Source organism: uncultured Tateyamaria sp. (assembly GCF_947503385.1).
Lineage (GTDB): Bacteria > Pseudomonadota > Alphaproteobacteria > Rhodobacterales > Rhodobacteraceae > Tateyamaria.
In genome coordinates, this window is record NZ_CANNDO010000008.1 from 34,151 (window position 1) to 49,347 (window position 15,197).

Here is a 15,197-nt window from a genome sequence, read left to right on the forward strand (position 1 = left end):
TTCGGGCTCCTGTTAGTCCTGGTTGAACCCAGCATGCCTAGCATCCGTTATTGTTGCGTGATTCAACTCTTTAGCGATAGTCTCGGACGCATGCCGTCCGCGCCGCTGGGGTTCTGCGGCGAAGTGTGCTGTGGGAAATGAAGTGATGTTTGCCAGTCTGAAAGAATACGAGGCGCCGGATATCACGCGCGCTCTTGGATCTGGTGCGCCATTGATGGCACCGCAGGCCTGTCTGCCGGTTTTGCAAGAACTTGACTATCTGTTTGTCGGGACACCGGCCAAAATACGCGCCCTCACTGTGGCAGGCGGGGTCATGCGGGATGGCACATCAGTTTCAGGCGCGGGACGCAACCCATTTGCAGCACTGACACGCCTTGCCGGAGAAACTGCCGAACAGTTGGGCCTTCGTGGTGCGATGCCGGAGCCGCACAGTGAAGCGCGGAGAATGTGGGAGGATCATCCCTTCGCCAATGGTGCGGGATGGGTTGCCGCATCAGACTGGACCGGCGAAAGGAACCTTTGTGTGCCCTCAGCACTGTTGCCGCATGACGCCGACCAGACGGCGGGTTTTTCTGAAGGATTGGCCGCTCACCCGGATCAGGTAGCGGCGCGCGCGCATGGCGCGATGGAACTGCTGGAACGTCATGCCGTGGCGCTGTGGTGGGCTGGAGCGCAAATGGCTGTATCACTTGTTGGCGCGCAGGTCTACTCCACAGCACGGCTGGGTCCGCGGCTGGGCCGCGCTACGCTCCTACTTGATGTGAGTTGTGAAAGCGCCGTGCCAGTCGTTGTGGCCGCGTCTTTTGATAGTGACGGAGGCTCGTTCTGTTTTGGCGCGGCAGCTGGCTGGGCCTTGGATCATGCCGCCAATGCCGCGTTGCGGGAACTGGGGGCGGCGGAATTTGGCCTGACACTGGAACGCAGCCGCGACCAACCCGGGGGTGGGGGCGATAGCAAATGGTCCGATATTGTCGATCGCCAGACCTTTGAGACACGGCTGGTGGGCCAAGAGGCGGGCATTGAACAACAAATCACCCGATATGGGACGATCACGCCCCATGACTGGAAGGACCTCATGGCAGAGCTGGAAATCAGTTTTGTGCCGCTAGGTCAGGTCGGCGGGCATTTTCAGGTTGCCAAAGCAGTCTGTCCGAACCTGCAATCGGGCCGCGAGACCTACGTCACGGCTCAACTTGCCCAAGCGACAAAGGGCAATCATCGCGCTTTCGAGGGGGCGCTCTATTGACTGTCGCGACTGACAACACTCTCCATCTCCCGCCAGGACAGCAATCGAGGCTGTCCATTCAGCTGATCGGCGGCCTACAGGTCGCATCCGGCGCGCAGCGCGTCGTGGTGAAGAAACAAAAGGCTGCTGCTTTGCTGGTGCTGCTGGCCCTGTCGTCTGATCTGCGGCTGAGCCGGGAACACTTGCGCGGACTGCTGTGGCCTGATAGCGACGAAAACGCCGCCCAGACCAGCCTGCGCAATGCGCTTTGGGCGCTTAAAACCACGCTGTCGCGTGCCGGATTCGAGGGCCTGCAATCGGACCGGACCGCAATCTGGCTTGACCCGCAGGATGTTGTCGTTGACGTCGATCACCTGCTTGAGCGGCTAGAGGAAGGCGACCTGTCGCCGTTACGAGACATGGATCCGCAGGCGCTGGTCTGTCTCGACCGTGATCAGGTGATCATCAACGACATCACGACAGCGCGTTTGCGGGAAACCTCGGCCCATCTGGCAAGACTGGTGCGCCACCGGCTGGATGCCGTGGCATCGGACGCCTCTTCGGATGACCAGCAAACTCTGTTTGCCTTGCAATTCATCGCCGATATGACCCCCGAGGACGAAGGCGCTGCCCGCAAGCTGATCCACTGTTACTGGCAGAAGGGTCAAATGGCCAACGCATTGGCCGCTTATCAATCGCTTTGGAACTTGCTCGATGAGGAATTTGGTGAAGAACCGTCGCCCGAAACCCAAGACCTTATTGTCAAGATCAAGGCAAGCGATCGCCGCACACAGGCCCTTCAGACCCGCCCTCGGATCATCGTAGCTGAGGCGTCTGTCGATCATCTGCCCGACAGACTTGCCGCACAGGCGGGTCTGCTGCGCGACACACTGTGTGCGAACCTGGCACGGTTTCGCGAATGGCAGGTCTTTGACGCACGTTTAGTGACTCAGCAAACTCCGACCGAAAACGCGGCCCGCACCTATCTTCTGAGCCTTCAGGCTCAGCCATTGGAGCAGCAATTGGCCTGTCGTGCGGTGCTGTCGGACAGCCAGACAGGCGAACTACTGTGGTCCGAAAACATGGGCGACCCGGTGCCAGAGGTGCAGCAAGACCGTTCCGGGGCTGCCGACCGGCTGGCTGTTGCGCTCAACCTGCATCTGTCGGCTTATCGCGGGCGTCAGCCCGATACGAACCCGACCAAGACCAACGCGTATGAACGCTGGGTCGAGGCACAGGGCTTGGTCCTGCAGTTCACGCTTCGAAGCTGGCAACAAGCGGAGCGACTTTTGGACTCTCTGATAGCGGACTATCCGAACTTCAGCCGTGGTTATTCCAGTCGAGCGTCGATCGAGAACATGCGGCAGATATCCTTCCCCGGGCTTTACAGTGTTCCGGCCATGCATGTGGAGGGCCTGCGCTTTGCCCGCCGGGCGATTGAGCTTGACCCCATGGACAGCAGAGGTCAGCTGGCGATGGGGTGGTCAGCCGCGATGTCGCGGCAGTTCGACCGGGCGGAGCTCGCCTTTGATCTCGCGTTTCAGTACAATCAGAACGATCCTTGGACCATCACCTCAGCCGCCGTTGGCCTGGCCTTTTGTGATCACTACAATGTTGCTTCTCGGATGCTTGATCTTTTGTTCCGACTGAATTTCCGGCTTGAGGCTGCGCATTGGTCCTATGTCGCCGCGACTCATTTTCTTGGCGGCAATTTTGAAGCTTGCGTCAAGGCTTCGGAACGCTCAAAGGAGATTTCTCATGATGTCCCTGCCTGGCATGCAGCTGCGCTCGCCCTGCTGGATCGGCGGGAAGAGGCCGCTGAGGTTGCAGCCAGGTTCGAGCAGATCGCCCGCGCCAATTGGGTCGCGAAAGGGCCTGTAGAACGCGCAGAAATTACCCGCTGGCTGATCAGCGGATTTCCCATCCGCAACCGTGATACCTGGCTCAAGTTGCGTGACGGCTTGCGGCTGGCCGGGATGCCGGTGCCCACGCTGGTGCAAAGCAACGAGATCGCGCTTGGCTATCAGATGGACACCAGCGACGTCAGACCTCGTTAAACGCACTTGCGCATTGCGTAGTCCGCTATGCGTTCGGAGCGGAAATTCTTGCTATTAACAATATTCGGCTCTGAATTGTAGACCCGATTATAAAAGTCGGGCAGTTCGTATTCGTCTTCAGTAGGTGGATCTTTCGCCAGATCTTCTGGATGGGGCAGTAGAACGCTTATCGATTCCGACGGCGTCGCACGGAGATACGAAATATTCTCGTCCTGCTTGTCGGCCTCATGGAACCCCGCGCCAAGCGCCATCACATTGCGCAGACCACCATCATCGAACGCTACATCAAGGAGAGCGATGAGGTCCTTGATCCGGGCGGGCCGTGGCTTTTCGCCAGTGGCCCAATCGGCAACGCGTTCCCCCAGCTGTTGGAAGTTCAAAATTCTGATCTCGTACGGGTCGTCAGCCATGGAATTCTCCTTTTTGTGAGTTGTGGCTTTACGTCAGGAAGCGGGCAGCTGGGAAGTTAGCGCTGCCATCGAGCAGATCGGATCGCCAGGAAATGTCATGTCTTCCAGTGCCTGCGCGGCCTGATTATCCGGCGTTCGAGTGCTGCTGTCCGTCAGCAGAGGGATGAAACAATCACCGATGATGGCTGATCCCAACAGCCCGAACGTGCGACCGCGCGTCCCAGAGTCCTGGGCCTCGAACAACAGGTACATGAAAAGTGGTGGGGTGCGGCGCAGCGGACTCAAATCAACCGGATTGCCCGAACCGTCGCGAGCGCCGAGTTCATCGATCCTCAGTGTTTCGAACCCATCGGTGATGATGCGGTCAAGCGTTGCTTGGGGATCGCCGCTCAGTACAGCGGGCAGATGGCGAGCCAACTGCTCCACAAGCGCCTCTACAGGTCGCAACCGGATGTGAAAGTCGGCAAGCAGATCGCGGATCGGCGTGCCCGCTGGCAGGGAGGGATCGACTTTGGCAGCGGCGACGTCACCGCTCATTTGGTGTGCAAAATGGGGGCCGAGTTTAATTGCCCAATTGATGGTGTCGTCGACCACTCCGGGTTCGGGAAAGAACAACTTCCAATCGATCCGCCAACTGCGCGGTGTTGGAAGAAGATGAGGCGAATGCAGCGAGGACATTCGCAGGAAACGATTAAGCTCACCTCTGAATGATCCGTTCAGCCGATACCTGTCGCGAACCATCGAATGCCCGACGCGGGCGGCGAAGGCGAAATGCTCGAAAGCCTCGTCCTGGCGAAGGTTCAATAACTTTTGGGGTGCTTCAAAGTCATAGAGCGCCAGCACGTCAGGGTGCATGAGCTTTGGCAGCAGGTCATACCGCAGAATGCGGTGATAGATGCGCAGCGTTGCAAGCCGTGCGATCCGGTTGCGGTGACGTTCAGGGAGAGCGCCAGTTCCAGTCCCATTCGGCGCTTGGAAGCTATGACGCGCCAGCATGTTATAGAGCTTGTGAAACAGCACCGAAAGCTGCGCGAGTATGTTGTTATCGTCGTTGCGCGCGTCAGCGATCAGAACCTCGGTATAGGGGGCATTCTCACCCTCTGGGCCATCGGGATCAAAGCGTCCGCGGGGCAGGTCTTCAGCAGGGGGGTGTCGCCGTTTGGTATTAGGGTCTTGATCTCTGAATTGACCAAGCCGCAACAGATGGACGCCAGAGCCATTTGATGGCTGGTCATAGGCATATGGACATCCAGCTGGCCCGCCGCCGAACACCGTTTCAAGTGCCAGTGGAGCCCGCCGCAGGTTTGATGGCTGCGGCGCATCGTCCTTAAAAGGATGCACGTGGCGTGATGACTGCAGGACGTCATGTGCAGCAAGCTGCAGCAGGTACGTGTACCCTGCGGCAACACCATTGAATCGTCCGTCCGGGGCATTCAGATAATGTTCGTGTGCAAAGGTCTTGGACTGGGACTCATTCAGTTTGATCCCAAGGTAGGTCAGCGCCGCTGCTAGCCTTTGTCCTTCTGTTGGAGACTGCGCTTTCGATGTGAAGCGCAGTTTCCCCCCTTCAAAGAACCCACCAAACCCCAAGTCACGATGCGACACGTCTTCTTCACCTTCTTGCATTTACGGAATATTAACAGCCGAATTCTCGTTTCGTTAAGCAAAATGGCGTTGCGAAGGGCCGCTGTTCGCCTTTGATTTTAAAGGTTTTCTCCAAAGCGCTTAAGGGATCTCCTAAAGAGTGTGACCGGAATCACGTAGAAATCACGAACGTGGCAGCGCCAGAGTACCGATCTTTGCAGTCTTTGACTGATTTTCCATCATCGAAAAGAGGTGGCCTGAAAACTAATCAATTGCGGCACGTAGAATCTTTGCCCTTTATCCGCCGACGTGCCAGTACGACAACGCTGCGATGGTGATCTCCAGTCTCAATCCTAAATCTCAGCGTTATTCAAAGATATGATAAGTCTAAAATTTATTTCCCGTTACCGCAAATCTGCCCGCCAGATGGGTGATCCAGTGGTCAAGCATGAGCGGTGTCTAGCCAACTGTTATAGCCCCATTGATTTGGTTTTTCTCTACTAGGCCTTCAGGCAGTTGTCGGTGCCTGCTAACAATAACATGACAATCAACAAAAGATAACAATTGCGTTTGGCAGTGAAATCGCTGGATCCGGTCTTGATTGCTCGTGCCAGCTCAGCAACGTTGATCCGAATACAGAAGTAACGATAACTAGGAATTATCAGTTTTCGAGCTCTGATGACGGTTGATTGCATCAGTACCTTTGTTATTTTTGCATTCTGCACTTACCATATTCGTTGATTAGGTGTTCGAGTACCGAGCACAACTCCATGTCTGACATTTGCAGGCCATGCTTGGTGTGTAGCTTTCGATCATTGAAGTCATCGAATAAGTACTGCATTCTTGAAATTGAATTTCGAAAATGCCTCCCCATTGTATAGCTTTCTCGGCTTGCGCGCAGCGCGTTGGTTGCAACCTTCAAAATCTCGTCTACCCGGCTTTGCTTGGCATAGCTGGCAAATGTTGTTTCATTGCCAAAACGGGTTTCTCTCAAAACCCAAAAGGCGGCAGAGCGACCGATCTCTATTGGTGTAACATGCATCGGAGCTTCAAGTTGTTCGGCTAGCCGGTTTATTTCTCGAATATAGTCGTAAACCTGCCTAGAAGCGTCATTTGTCCAAGTTCTCGGATCAGTCTGTTTTTGGTTGGGATTAGGCTCGCTTAAGAGAGCATCATCAATTAGTACCTGCAGACCATAGACTTGGTTAAGTACTGGGAATGGATGGCGAATAAGCAAGTAGTTCAAGATCGATCTAACGCGCAGCATTCGCTCATCTGAATAGTTTAGCTCAGCTGCGTCGAATTTGGACAAGTGAGCTTCACGACCAGCAACGCATGCTGCGTCGTAGCTGTCTTTGAGCCAGTCTTCGAGAAAACGCTCGAGTCCGTTCACGGTTTCATCAATCGCAGCTACGATAGGGAGTTGTGGTCCGATGAGATCAAACTCATGCTTTAACAGGTCGTTTGTACACAGAATTAGATCACAAACTGTCGTAACTGCACTTTCAAGGACGACACCACCCACGAGGTAGTCGGTGTCTTGCCGAGCAGAAGCTAGTTTCTTTAGTCGCCCATACTCCCCACAACAATAGTATGCGAAGTCAACAAGTACCTTGACTGTATCTAGTCTATGCTGTTTGCGGCCTTCTCCGCAAATAGTCAACTTAAGCATTTCCAGAAGGTCCAACTTGGCCGTCTGGAATTCACTCATGTTCTGTGAGGGGTTTGTATCGTCTGTTTCATTCTCTGTGACTTCTTGTCCGAGCGCATAACTCGCGGCTTCGAATGTCCGTAGTCGCTGCAGCTGAGAGGCCGCATACTGAGCTGCCATAAGGTACTCTGAAGCAGCATCGTCAAGGAAGCCTGCACGTTCATTCAATCGCGCTCCGCATGCGATGAAGTTCAAGCCAGCAACGACTCGGGCGATTGATGGCGATGGCTCACCGAAAAGAACTAATTGTGGATAGTTCGTCTCGTCGTTCCCTTGCCAAGTGCCGAAAAACTTGTCGGTCAAAATGGAGTAGGGATCGTCAGAAGTGGAGATATCGTCGCCCTCAAAAAAGGCATCAGTCGCCTTGGTGAACGCTTCATGCATTTCGTCCGGCGGACCTACGATTTTCTCAACGCTACTGAAGTCGTCATATAGTGAAAGTATTGACGTTCGCGCGAGCACCGCGTCAGCCATGTCCGCCAAGTTTGACGCAGCGGAAAGATAAACGAAATCAGCCCAACCACCTCTTTCAAACGTTTGGTGCCGCTGGGTTCCTACGTTAAATTTCCACTCTGATGATTTCCGACGATAGGTAACGAAACGACGCACTTCGTGAAGGCCAACAGCATAGTGATAGTGCGCTTTCAGGACTGTCCCTTCAGCTCCCGTTCCGATCCCTTTCTCTGCAACCTCTTTTAGGCGATTGAAGACAAGGAACGACCGGCCTTTGAAGAAGTAGAGATCGCCAGCCTTATTGTGCATCTCTGAACCGATTAGGGCCAAGTGCGCATGTGTGACACCGCCAACTGCGTCTGACGTTTCAGTTGATTTCGCAGTGTTTTCACCTTCTTCGGCAAGTTCGTATCCAGTCTGTGGATCACTTAGAATTGGTAGTGATTTTCGAAGCCGGTGCAACGCATCCTCTACGATAGATATTGAACCGTCTACGCTCGATGGCAGTTTCTGTGACACCCATGCTTCCGCGAATATTGCTTGATACACCACATTCATGTGTTTCAAAGTAGTCATGTCGTTACCCGTTGGGCTCTTGCTAGAAACACTCTTTTGCAGCAGATCAATTAGCTCTAGAGATGTCTTCGTGGCATCTCGGTAGTGGAGCTGAGCCATTTCAAGGTCATTTACTTGCTCATAGGTCAATCCTATTTTTAGCATCAAGCGAAGGCGTCGAACTGCCCAGGGCGCATAGACAAGGAAGTTGTGCTTTATTTCCCTGTCCGGTCCTAGGAATGCCGCTAGTGTGGCCACTTCAGACGCGGCCTGCCCTGGGGCATAGAGAATTGGAAGATCGTGGAAATCCTGTAATGGTTCTCCTTGTTTGGGAAGCCTTGCCTCGGCGGCGGTTGCAAAGGGGTCGGTGCTATCTAGTCGACTACCGACGTGGTAGAATAGCGTTTCGTCATTGATCCGGATCGCGTGGCGGTAATGATGACGAGCTGAATCGAAGTCCTGATCATACTCGTAGAGTTCTCCAAGAGCAGTTACCAGATCGATGTTCGCGGCAGGCGATTTTTCCAGAAGTGCAATGTAGGTAGCCTTCAGGCTTTGTGACTCGTCTAGCGTGAAGTTGAAGGCTGCTTGCTCAGTTTCAAACAGCCGTGATAGCCGCCGCATCTCAACCGAAAAGTCGGAACGAAAGCGAAATGCATACATGCCATTCAGGATTTTGTGCAGAAAGCGTTCAGAGGAGCTATCAAGAACCTCGTGCATCAGTGACCTGAGCTCTGGAGCTCGGTGCATGTGTGCCATTTCCTCAATCCGCTCGAGACTACCCCAGGAGAAACCTCGCCCATGAAATTTAAAAAGAAACTCATACATGTAGAACATAGACAATAGTCGTTTGTCGTCGCCCGGAACAACCGAACGCGCAAATGTTTCTCGGGCATGCCGAAACAACGTGCCAACGAGTTGAATCCGGTAGATGTCATGATCTTCAAAATGTAGAACGTCGTCTTCACAAAATACATTTCGCACCCGCCTTAGCGCTTCAAGATCTCTCGCAATCATTCCTCGTCTGTCTTTGAACATGTCTGCAGGGGGTGGAGCGACACGTGCGGCAGGTGCAATGAATTCCCCAAGTTGTTGTTGCAGCTTCTTGGGGTTACCCATGCTGCGAAGCGTCAGAAACCTTACGAAGTCCGTTATGATAGCCCGTCTCCAAGTACGGTCCTCTATTGGCTCTCCTTCAGAATTCGTACTGCCCGGGTAGTCAATCTGCTGACCGTCCACTGAGCGATACAACTTCAACCAAACATCGCCAAATTCCGGTTCTGGTTTCTTGTCGAACCTCCAAGCGCCCCGAATCTCCTGTACTCGCACGTGAGTGTCCGAGTACGCCTGACGCGACAGAGGTTCATTGGTTTGCCACATAAACGGGGATGTACGCATTTGAAGAGCCCGCCGATAGTTCCTCTCAGATTGCTTGTGTACCCGATGCAGATACTCGAAAGTACGGTCCCAAAGTGGATTTTGAGGTGGTGCCCTTTCGGTAACGGAGCCAGTGTCCAAGAGAAGCGAGGGTAGGTAGATCTCTTCGTCAAAGATACTTGTAAGTAGAGGAGTGCGACGGGTTGCATCTGCGATCCACTCATCATGAAGCAACCGGTTTCCTACAAAAATGAAGCGAGCAGGCGCTGCAGAAATCACGCGCTTCATATCAGAAAGGAGGCCTCGCAGAGCATATGCCCGCTGGCGTTCCGCGTCGAGGGCTTCGATATCCTCAATCTGTCGCCGGTCGGGCTTATCCGTCCCTACGAGTCCCGTAATCTTGTCGAGTTCGTCAAAGACGAAAGTGATTTCTGGACGAGGAATTGATACCGAAAAAACAGTCTCGAAGGGAAGTTGCAATCTGCGGCGCTGCATATCCTCCAGTATGCCGAAGAGTTGGTATTCGACCATCCGTGGGTCAAGGTTATCCTTCCGGACCTCTGAATATTTCTCACGTGAGAATACACTGCTCAGCCAGCCGCTGCCTCCGTTCCACCCGTGCCGCTCTCCATGCATTTGATGGGCAACTAGCATGTTGATCAACTCATCTATGCGGGCAGCCGTACGGGAGTAGGGAACTATCGGGTAAATACGGATAACACCATTTATCGCCCCCATCACTAACAACAGTAGGATTAGATGATAAAGGCGAAAGCTCGGATCCTCTGGGTTCTCAAGTTCAAAGTTATCGGTCTTTCCGTCCCGCAGTACCAGTTCCGGGCGAACCCTTTCAATTCTATCTTTTCCAACAATCTCCGGAAGGCCATTGTTCTTGTGAAGGACATGGAAAATGAACTTGTCGGATAAGTGTTGTGTTTCGAGTTCTACGCTTAACAACGGAAGAAACATAACCGGCAGAATGGCTTCAGCAATGGCTGGGAACGCGCGACAGAACGCAAGAGGAACAGCTGCTGAGTTGCTCGTAAACTGTGATGATGCCGAGAAACCATTTATGTCATGCCACTTCAAGTATTCGCAGTATTCAACTCGCAAACGAGTCAACCCGGTGGTTCTACTCTGATCGTCTGATGTGTCGGTCGCGTCGATCAATGGTGCAGAAATAAAGGCCTGCTGGTGCGTTTCTGGCATGGCGTCGACGGCTGGAAAATCAATCAAACTCCGTGCGATGTATGTCGTCACCAACGAAGCGATAAGCAACTTCGTTAACCAGCCACTCATTGCAATTTCGGATCTGAAACCCAAGAATTTTTTGCGATACTCCGAACGTAACCCAGTCAACATAGCCAGAGTCACCCCGCGGTGATTGAGCTCATCAAATCCTAGATTTACCCTTACGACAGTGGATTGCATCATCGAGCGATAGACTGCATAGCCCATCGTTGTGCTTTCGATGAGATGAATTACTTCGCGTCGACGTTCTTCCAGTGCCTCGAAGTTAGTACGCGACATGCTTTCGAGGACCTTGGAGGATGTTTGTCCGCCGTGACCTTTATTCAGTCGTACGGTTCGTGCCTGAGCGACCCAAATTGCAATGGGATCAAACTCAAATCCAGGACGCCACTTGCGTCGCATGGCCGGGTTGATCGCTCTTGCGTCTTGGACAGAAACACCCGGGCGATTAATCCATTCGTAATCCAAGAAAAATGCCAGGAGAACAATCAGTACAAAGAAACAAAGCCAAGCCGTTTCTTCCCACGGTCCTGCAAAAAGAGAGAATGCAAGGGTTTCGGGCTCTAGGTATTTGCCGTCGGCATCTTTGGGAAAATTGATGGTTATGGGAGGATTGCCGAGTTTGTTTGCATTGCCTTGCAGTGAAACGAAGAACTCGTTCGCTAGGATTTTTGACGTACACATTGGCGGCTCGAGCGCAGGACGCGGAGTATCTGGGGCTCGCACCGGCGTTGGCCAGCCTTTGAACGAGGATTCGTCGCTATAGTTGCTAAAGACGAATCCACCAGCTTCTGCGGTTCCTGGCATCGTGTTGCCTGAGTCTAGAACAATGTCACAGTAGTCGGTCAAGGAGTCTGGTAGCTTCGGGTCAACAACGAGACCGAGGGCGCCGTAAACGATCTGGGTAGAAACCGTTGCCAAGATAACGGCCTTAAATACCAAGAACTCGCTAATTGGATGCCAGATCTGAGCGTGGCCGTTATCACGAACTCCCGTGAATCCAGTTCTAAACAGCCGCCACTGAGTGATCGCAACAAAAGTAACGACCAATGCGGCCAATACCCCCAAGCTGAGCCAGTTAACTCTTATGAGGCCGCTTGCGTCAGTTCCAGATTGAACTGCAATCACGTACTCGATGAACCAAAATGCGAGAACTGTCCCTACTGTAACCAATAGGATTAGGCCACCGAGCTTACCAAGCTTCCTTTCGAACTCTGCAAACTCAAGGCTTTCTGGGGACGGAAAACCTCTTCTAGCTCTTGCGTACTTGGCTACTAACATCCCGCCGGTTGCGACTGCAGCGAGGCCAAAATTGTTTAGGATTTCGTCCGTTGGTTGAAGTGTGGCCCCGCGTGTATCCCCAACTGAAACAGGGAATAGAGACACCCAATCCAGTATCGGCAGTAGATTCAACATACTTGGGATGCCGAAGATCATGATAAAGAATGGGATTCCGAAGCGTATTGTGGTGCGGACTAGGCGGGATAAGTTCTGCTTGAACCGCGACCAAGTCCATTCCCATCCGAGTGGGCGAAGAAAACCAAAATTCGTTGTTTCACCCAGAAAACCAAGGACTGCTAGTCCCAGAAGTGCTCGGGACATAAAAAGTGCTGGGGCGTTTTGACTGAACCAGATACAAATTGCTCCGGTTCCAGCAAAAGACAAAAAAGATACCCAGGGAAGAGGTGTACCAACGCCATGTATCCGTGAAGCTGCTTTCGCCATGTGAATGGACAAGATCAAAGGCAAGATCGCGACCAGACCTGCCGGAAGAATGCCGATAATCAGCAATGGTGAGTTTGAAAGTTGCGGTGAAAACAGTTCTAATAGATCAGCCGCAACTAGCAACAGAAACCCGATTAGTGTGGCGATTGCGATCAGCACAAAGTGATCAAGCCAAGACTTTCCGTGATCAGATCGCAGGAAGCGTCGGAAAACAAGGCGTTCGTAGTCGTCAATACATGCGTCTACAAAGGTGGTTTTGCCGATACCGCGACGCCCTGTGACGAGCACTGCCGTACGCGCACGTGCGTCGAGCAGGATGCGTGTCAGTCTGCCGCGTTGTTTCTCCCGACCTACTAAAGTCTCATCAGAACCAGACGCGCCAACAAAGCGAAACCTACCAAAGGGAGCCGAATATGATTGGCCCCGCTTGTTCAAATTTTCCAAAAAAATTCCTCTCTCAGCTAGCAGAAACTAGACAAACACACCTCTGGGAGGTCAAGCCGTAAGTTGGCGGAATTGGACCGGCGGGTGCTGTTCTTGACTAATCACGCCTGACTTTGATGAAGGTGACTTTCAAGAATTGGTCGAGTCAGCTGCAGAATGCTTCCCTCAGACTACTTTAGCATGAAGTCAAATGGCCCTGCGCAACTCCGTTTAGTTGCCAACAGCGCGAGTAGAACCAGTACCTGGGGTAAGGGGGTTGATAATTCTCGGTTATCGTTACTCCGAGATCCGAGGCTGCCAAGCGGGCAGGGCGGTAGCGACACAGGGAGCCGTTATCGTCGAAGCTGCCGCTCAGTGCGTGCCGCTACGGAGCCACTCTTTGGACCGAACTGATCTTTCACTGCGGCTGCGCCAATCGCGGCTATGGATAAATTGACCTAGTCACACATGGCGGTTCTTAGACTCATCTTCGCTCAATGCGGTTGTCAATCATCGACACAGAAAATTAGGAGACTGTTTTAGTAGAGTGCAGGATGCACGACCGGTAGCTCTTTCAACGCAGTTGCGCCCGTGAAGCGAAAGTCGCACCCTAAGGCAAGTATGTCGGAACACTTGATGAAACCCTTACCCTCATTTGGCCGCCGGTTGCGGCAGCAGCGGCGGGTGCTCGGATTGAAGCAGTTGATCATCGCACAAGAGTTGGGCGTTGACCAAGCGACTGTGTCTCGGTGGGAAAGTGGCAAACAGGTGCCGCAAACAAAGGTCCAACATGCTGTGTTCGATCTGCTGGCCCAATCCAGAACAGATGACCATGCGTTACGCCGACTTGTCGAAAACTCAGGCGATTGCCTCCATCTGGTCGACGAGACCAATCATATCTGTCTGGCGTATTCGCGTAGCCGAGCACAAGACTGGTTGGTGTCGCAAAGAGCGATGCTTGGAGCGTCGCTTTGGCGGTTCTCAACGGATGAGATCCGCCACGCAGAGACCGAACTCGCGGATTCCGACTGGTGGTCTGTAAAAGAACCAAAAGCAAAGCTGTTTAGCACGTCCGAAGCTACTCATAACGCAATCCGGATCAGCGCAGGTGCTATCCTTTGGGAAAGGCTTTATCTGGCAGATGGCACGCCGGTCAGACTGGTTTCAGGCGTCTGATCCTCACATTTTTTATGCGTGGATCAAAGATCGCGCCCCCAGTATCCGGACAGTATGTTACGGACTTCATTCGGCAGTGGTCTTCTTGTGCTGGTCTTATGGCTGGCGGGCCTTGGCGCTGCGGCGCAATTTGCCAAGTTTGCCGTCCCGTTCGGCACCGTTCGTTTGCTCTATCCTGAAGCCGGAACCGAAATCGGCTGGCTCCTGACCCTTATCAGCGCTTTGGGTGCGGTTTTTGGAATGACAGCTGGCGTCCTGATCGCGCGCATCGGACTCGCGCGTGCTGTCATCACGGCCCTTGTGCTTGGTGGCGTTGTTTCCTTTTGGCAAGCGACACTGCCGGGGTTTGCGATCATGTTGGTAAGCCGCGTGATTGAAGGTGTGTCCCATCTGATGATTGTCGTCGCTGCACCAACGCTCATTGCGCAAATCACGTCAGGGCGTTTTCGCGGGATCGGTATGACTCTTTGGAGCACGTTCTTTGGTGTCTCATTTGCGGTGATGGTCTGGATTGGATTGCCATTTGTCGGAAATCGGGGGCTCGACGGGTTACTGGTGGCGCATGGGGTGTACATGCTATCGGTGGCCCTCTTTCTGGGCTTTTTGCTTAGCAATGTCAGGCGTCCTGAAACCGCTGCCGCTGTTCAACGCGACCAAACCCCGATGATCCAGAAGCACATTGATGCCTACCGATCACCCGATGTGGCTGCGCCAGCTATTGGCTGGCTGTTCTATACCATGACTTTCGTTGCATTGCTGGCCGTGCTCCCAGAGCTGTTGCCATTATCTAGCCGCACCTTGATTGTTGGCTTCATGCCGGTTGTCAGTATCGCGGTGTCCCTCATCATCGTATCGGCATTGCTCGCAAAAGCGACTGCGGTGGCAATTACAATCGTGGGGTTTCTCGTGTCTGGAAGTGTCGTGATGCTTTTCTTCGCAGGCCTTCCTTTGCCGCATCTTTCCATCGGCTTGTTCGCAGCGTTGGGGCTTGTCCAAGGCGCGAGTTTTGCCGCTGTGCCAGAGTTAAATGCCACTGCTGAAAGCTGCGCTTTGGCCAATGGCGCTATGGCGCAGATGGGTAATCTCGGAAACCTTATCGGAACGCCTATCTTGCTTTCAATTCTTGGGTACGCTGGTCACGCTGCCATGTTTTTGACGGTTGTGCTTCTGTATCTTTTCGCCGTGATAGCGCATGTTGTTATGGCTCGTGCTCGGGCCTGATTGTCAGTTTTTGCAATGACGATTTTTAG

At 53.3% G+C, this 15,197-nt stretch carries 7 protein-coding genes; 4 read left to right on the top strand and 3 right to left on the bottom strand.

Annotated elements, in window-relative coordinates:
- Positions 1–145 precede the first annotated feature (145 nt).
- Both Q1A85_RS19525 and Q1A85_RS19530 read left to right on the top strand, forming a co-directional pair.
- The gene (locus tag Q1A85_RS19525) at positions 146–1,246 is read left to right on the top strand and encodes a YcaO-like family protein (protein WP_299693583.1); all 1,101 of its coding nucleotides are present in this window, start codon (positions 146–148) and stop codon (positions 1,244–1,246) included.
- Positions 1,247–1,428: 182 nt separating this feature from the next.
- Positions 1,429–3,282 carry a BTAD domain-containing putative transcriptional regulator gene (locus Q1A85_RS19530; protein ID WP_299693586.1) on the top strand — a complete coding sequence of 618 codons (1,854 nt, stop codon included), beginning with the start codon at positions 1,429–1,431 and terminating at the stop codon, positions 3,280–3,282.
- Here the strand turns inward: Q1A85_RS19530 and Q1A85_RS19535 are convergent.
- The 3 genes from Q1A85_RS19535 to Q1A85_RS19545 all read right to left on the bottom strand — a co-directional run bounded on the left by Q1A85_RS19535 (position 3,279) and on the right by Q1A85_RS19545 (position 12,792).
- Complete coding sequence (locus Q1A85_RS19535; protein WP_299693588.1) at positions 3,279–3,692, bottom strand: hypothetical protein; 414 nt, start codon at positions 3,690–3,692, stop codon at positions 3,279–3,281. The two genes, Q1A85_RS19530 and Q1A85_RS19535, sit on opposite strands and share 4 nt — an antisense overlap.
- A gap of 33 nt (positions 3,693–3,725) precedes the next feature.
- Positions 3,726–5,318 carry a hypothetical protein gene (locus Q1A85_RS19540; RefSeq protein ID WP_299693590.1) on the bottom strand — a complete coding sequence of 531 codons (1,593 nt, stop codon included), beginning with the start codon at positions 5,316–5,318 and terminating at the stop codon, positions 3,726–3,728.
- A gap of 664 nt (positions 5,319–5,982) precedes the next feature.
- Positions 5,983–12,792 carry a hypothetical protein gene (locus tag Q1A85_RS19545; protein WP_299693593.1) on the bottom strand — a complete coding sequence of 2,270 codons (6,810 nt, stop codon included), beginning with the start codon at positions 12,790–12,792 and terminating at the stop codon, positions 5,983–5,985.
- A gap of 615 nt (positions 12,793–13,407) precedes the next feature.
- On the opposite strand from Q1A85_RS19545, the gene Q1A85_RS19550 reads away from it, so the two are divergent.
- Complete coding sequence (locus Q1A85_RS19550; protein WP_299693596.1) at positions 13,408–13,947, top strand: helix-turn-helix transcriptional regulator; 540 nt, start codon at positions 13,408–13,410, stop codon at positions 13,945–13,947.
- Between the two features lie 54 nt (positions 13,948–14,001).
- Complete coding sequence (locus tag Q1A85_RS19555) at positions 14,002–15,168, top strand: MFS transporter (RefSeq protein ID WP_299693598.1); 1,167 nt, start codon at positions 14,002–14,004, stop codon at positions 15,166–15,168.
- Positions 15,169–15,197: the final 29 nt, after the last annotated feature.

What these genes read in the sequence shown, in the direction of transcription:
- Q1A85_RS19535 (WP_299693588.1), bottom strand. Translation starts at nt 3,692, where the DNA reads ATGGCTGACGACCCGTACGAGATCAGAATTTTGAACTTCCAACAGCTG.
- Q1A85_RS19550 (WP_299693596.1), top strand. Translation starts at nt 13,408, where the DNA reads ATGAAACCCTTACCCTCATTTGGCCGCCGGTTGCGGCAGCAGCGGCGG.
- Q1A85_RS19555 (WP_299693598.1), top strand. Translation starts at nt 14,002, where the DNA reads ATGTTACGGACTTCATTCGGCAGTGGTCTTCTTGTGCTGGTCTTATGG.
- Q1A85_RS19540 (WP_299693590.1), bottom strand. Translation starts at nt 5,318, where the DNA reads ATGCAAGAAGGTGAAGAAGACGTGTCGCATCGTGACTTGGGGTTTGGT.
- Q1A85_RS19525 (WP_299693583.1), top strand. Translation starts at nt 146, where the DNA reads ATGTTTGCCAGTCTGAAAGAATACGAGGCGCCGGATATCACGCGCGCT.